The 3554-nt window shown below is 47.3% G+C and carries 3 protein-coding genes and 1 pseudogene; all 4 read right to left on the bottom strand.

The features are described from left to right. Positions 1-77 (bottom strand): annotated as a pseudogene (locus ACFIKO_RS08820) (phage tail protein); the annotation flags it as partial. Positions 78-90: 13 nt separating this feature from the next. After that, positions 91-2427: a phage tail tape measure protein gene (locus tag ACFIKO_RS08815; RefSeq protein ID WP_375673818.1), complete on the bottom strand. Its 2337-nt coding sequence runs from the start codon at positions 2425-2427 to the stop codon at positions 91-93. A 131-nt stretch (positions 2428-2558) separates the two neighbouring features. Further along, complete coding sequence (locus tag ACFIKO_RS08810) at positions 2559-2972, bottom strand: hypothetical protein (protein WP_375620538.1); 414 nt, start codon at positions 2970-2972, stop codon at positions 2559-2561. A 9-nt stretch (positions 2973-2981) separates the two neighbouring features. Further along, on the bottom strand, positions 2982-3500 hold the full coding sequence (locus tag ACFIKO_RS08805; protein WP_375612336.1) for a phage major tail tube protein: 519 nt from the start codon (positions 3498-3500) through the stop codon (positions 2982-2984). Between the last annotated feature and the right edge of the window lie 54 nt (positions 3501-3554).

Below are 3554 nucleotides of genomic sequence, written 5' to 3'. Positions count from 1 at the left end.
TCTTCTTCAAAGGATTGGAAATTCAGCCAGTCCACATAAAATTGATGCGGTCCTAACATCATCAAAGGATCTCTCATAGCCTCCCTCCCCTCATTCTGTCCCGCCATGCAGCGCATTAGCGCGTGCCCGTTGAATGGCGTGGGCAACCGCACGACCAGTGGCCACAGGATCACGGGCCCCATTGACATGCACTGTGACATTTTGATTGTGGGTGGTGGTGGAGCGCTCTTTCTCTCTTTGTTCTCTCACAGAGTAATTTGCATGCCCCGCCCCCGCAAATTGTGCTATGGGCTGAATGGCTGTTTTCCCCCCCAAAAAACTTGGCAAAAACTCTCTTACATCAATGGAACCAATCCACCCCTTAATGCGGCTAGGCAAAGATTTACAATAATCCATCAATTGTGAGATAGACGACATAAAGCCATCGACAATCGAATTAGCCAGATCTTCGCCCGCTTGTTCCATACCAGCCTTGGCACTCTCCGAGAGCTTTTCCTGTGTAAAAAAACTCTTCAACCATTGCCAAAAGTTGGAAAAGCTTTGTTTAACGCCCTCCCACAAATTGCCAAACCACTCGGCAACAGAGGAAAGCTCTTGTTTAAACTTTTGCCAAACTTGAGAGAGATCAAAAGCATTGGCGATTATATTTTTCCAACGCGTAATGGTGGTGGTATCAGCACCAAAAAAGCGCATAACAGCTTCAAAGGCTTGCCCAAAAGCCCGAGATATCCCCCGTGCAAAGCCCTTCATAAAAGAAGAAAAACGATCCCAATATTTCCACAAAGCAAAACCAGCAGCCAGTATGACCGCCACAACAGCAGCAACCGCAGCCCCTATTGGGGTAAAAATAGCCCCCGCAACAGAGGCAATACCAGCCCCAACCACTTCGATCACTGTCCCGATCCAACCAAAAGAGGCAGCAAATGCACTTCCTGAGATCATAACGCCGCGAAACGCCGCCACAAGTAAGGTCATTGGGCGTAAAAGTCGGAGTGAACTTGCCCCAAGACCCGCGGTTAGCAAGCCCAGCGAGCGCCCTGCGGCTGCTAAGCCCCGCCAGCTTGCAGCAACACCACGACTGAGTACTCTAAGCTTAATAAAAGACGTGATCAATTGAAGAAGCCCAAGGCGTGTGCCAGCCATGGTAAAGCGCAACACGCGCAGAGCAATATTAAAAGCCATCAGAGCGGCAATGGTTTTGATGATGGCGCTTGTTAAAGTGGGATGGGCATTCGCCCACGCCATAAGCCCATTGGTAAAATTGCCAACACTTTCCATCAAACTGTTGAGGGGGGGCAGAAGCACTTCACCAATGCTAATCCCCAGAGCCACAATACGATTTTGCAAAAGTTCAAATTGCCGCATGGCACCGGTTGCTTGTTTGTCTGCTTCTTGTTCTACAGAACCTTTAAAGACTTGTGGATCTTTCACATAATCTAAAGCTTGCCCTAACAATTCCGGATTGCCCACCAATTTGGCAAAATCACCAGTAAAATCGCGCCCCGCAATGGCAATCAGCGAGCGCATCCCCTGTTCGGATTTGGCCAAAACATCAAAAAAGCGCACCAAGGTGCCGGTGGCATCTTTGTCCAGATCTTGCATAAACTTTTCGCGGGAAAGCCCGATATTGGCAAAAGCCTCTTCAATATGTTTGCCCCCTGCCTGAATGCGCGCACTCATGGCATTAAAACCACGCGCGGCACTCTCAGGGACAATACCAGCAGAAATCATCGCCGTGCCAAAAGCTGCTGTTTCCCGGGCTGTGAGCTTAAACATGGTTGCCGCACCGGTGGCACGATTGGTAAAATCAGACACTTCACTTGCCTTAGCGGCCATGTGGTTAGAGAGATGATTGATGGCATCGCCTAGATCTTCAATGCCTGCTTGATTAAGCTTAAAGACATTGCGCAATTTGGCAAAGCGTTCCCCAATCTGATCTCCCGTCATGTCAAACGCTACAGCCGCTTTGGCAGCATAGATGCTAAAAGCTTCTAGATCTTGTTCGCCAATCCCTGCTTGGCTAGCACTGGTCATCAGTTCTAAAACTTCACGTGCCGCTAGCGGAATCTTAGTGGAGGTTTCCAAAGCAAAACGGCGCAATTCTTTTAAGCGATCAAGGGGGGCATCGAGAACCTTTTCCAAGCCTTTCATCGATTGGTCAAATTGCATGGCTTTATAGAGCGGTGCAATTAAGGTTGCTGTTTGCGCAAGCGCACCCACCATGCGCCCCCGCGCTTGGATAAAAGCATTTTCCGCATTCTTTGTCGCATCCTCAAGATGCTCAGGGTCAAACCACCCTTTAAAATGCTGCCTTGTCTTGTTTTGCAAATGCGCAACATCGCTACTGAAGGCTGCAAGATCACGCTTGGCAGAAGCTATCCCCTCTTGCAGATGATTGACAAAACGCACAACAAGGGAAACATCCATGATCGTCTTTTATCCTAACTGATGGCTCTCATATTCTTGTTGTTTAAGGCGAGCGAGTTCTTCTCGATAGGCAATCACATCCAGCCAATCCATCTGGTTAATTTCTGAAGGCGCCCAGTGATAATAAAGGGCTAGCTCTGCTCCAAATTGTCCGGCAGAGAGGATTGGCGTTGCGTAAAAAAAGCAAAAAAAGCCTTGAAGACAGCAAGAATGTCAACAACATCCACACGATCAATCAATTCAATAGATTCATGGGACATATCGGCTAAAAGTGCTGTGATGCCTTCTGTTGCTTCACTTGTGAACAAAACTTGAGAAAGCTTTGTAATAAGCACATCATTGTTCAATGCTAACTTCTGCTCTCCAAACTCAGGAAGCAGAAGTTCTGTCAATTGTGGTCCAATCAACACCGCTAATTGCTTGGCTTGTTTGAAAGTGGGGCGATAAAAGGTCAGTTTCTTGCAGAGAGTTTCTTTGCCACCTTTATCTTGATAAAGAAGCGGAACCTGCAATTCTACATCAACACTTGTTTGTAAACTTGTCATGATCAATTCCTATAAATTGAGAATAGAGCGACGGCGAGAACCGATCTCTTGCCCGTTGCGCACAAGCCACCCGCCCCGTTTAAACGAAAAGCGGTGCAAAACAGAACCATCCCAAAATTCTGTATAGTCCCAAATATTTTTGATCTCGCAATCATAGCCTGTCGCTTTTCCAGCCGTTAAGCCTTCACTATCCACTTTGACCAAGCGCCCTGTAACATCAATGGAATGTTCATGCTCACGCCCATCTTCTTCAGAGATCACATGTTTTTTGCCTGTAAATTTATGACGAAGACCAGGGGGACCACCAAAAATACCGATGACCTCAGGGGTATGGCTGCGGATTTTCATTTGCAAGCCAAGGGCTTTGACACCAAGACCGCTCACATCAATCTGCATATCAGAGCCCCCTGGTTGATAGGTTTCGGTGATTTCTTCCAACGTGGGCAGTTTCAATGTTTCAAGATCAAGGTGAAGGTTCACATCATCATCAACAATCAGCGTAAAACCGCGGACAATGCGTAAAGTCATGCTTTAACTCCTTGCTGCTTTGCGATAAGTTTCAAGCGTATCGCCAAATTGATA

Source organism: Bartonella sp. TS82HLJMH, assembly GCF_042193495.1.
Classification (GTDB): domain Bacteria; phylum Pseudomonadota; class Alphaproteobacteria; order Rhizobiales; family Rhizobiaceae; genus Bartonella; species Bartonella grahamii.
This window is presented reverse-complemented; position numbering and strand designations above follow the sequence as displayed.